Genomic DNA, 697 nt, shown 5'->3' on the forward strand with positions numbered 1-697 from the left:
GCGTCCTGCTGGGCGACGTACCCCGTACCCGGCACCGGGACCTGCTCGCCTGGCCGCACTGGGTGCTGAAACACCTCTACGGCCCGGTCGGGGTGATGTTCGGCAAGTTCTACGCGGGAGAAGAGGAAGTCACCGCGGCCGGCCACCGGATCCCGGCCGCCCCCGCCTCGTTCCTCCCCGTGAGGGCCGCCGTCCGTCGCCGCGACCCACGCTTCCTCGCCGCGACCCCCGACCTGGCCGCCGCGCTCGCCGCGGCCGACGACGACGGCCGCGACGTGTTCGAGCACATCCCCACCGACTGGACGGAGATCCGCACATGGGCCAGGCACCTGATCCCCCCGGCGAAGCCGTCGCCCTCCTCACCGGCCACACCGGCGAACCCACCGCGATCCAGCTCCTGAGCGACCGGCGCGGCTCTCGGGCCTGGAAGATCCAGGGCCCCCAGGGCGCCGTCGCGCTGAAGGCCAACAACCCCGACGGCGACAACGCCCGCGACAAGGCCGCCGAGATGGCCCAGGAGGACGACCACCTCCGCCACCTCACCGCCGCCGACGCCCTGAGCCCCGACTACCGGGTGCGCGCCGGCACCTGGGACGGCGGCCGGTGGCTGGCCGTCAACTGGATCGACGGCGTACCCCTGTGGCGGGCCCTCGCCCTCGCCCGAGGCCCGGAAGGAGACCGCGCCTCGGTCCGACCC

2 protein-coding genes are annotated in these 697 nt (G+C 74.6%); both read left to right on the forward strand.

Annotated features, from left to right (window positions below; all coding sequences use genetic code 11):
- Window positions 1-401, forward strand: a 401-nt coding sequence (locus tag ACFVUS_RS43790; RefSeq protein WP_387781448.1) for a hypothetical protein, incomplete at its 5' end; no start/stop codon positions are given.
- Window positions 317-697, forward strand: a 381-nt coding sequence (locus ACFVUS_RS43795; protein WP_387781451.1) for a hypothetical protein, incomplete at its 3' end; no start/stop codon positions are given. The genes ACFVUS_RS43790 and ACFVUS_RS43795, both read left to right, overlap by 85 nt.

This window comes from Nocardia sp. NPDC058058 (assembly GCF_042885355.1).
Classification (GTDB): domain Bacteria; phylum Actinomycetota; class Actinomycetes; order Mycobacteriales; family Mycobacteriaceae; genus Nocardia.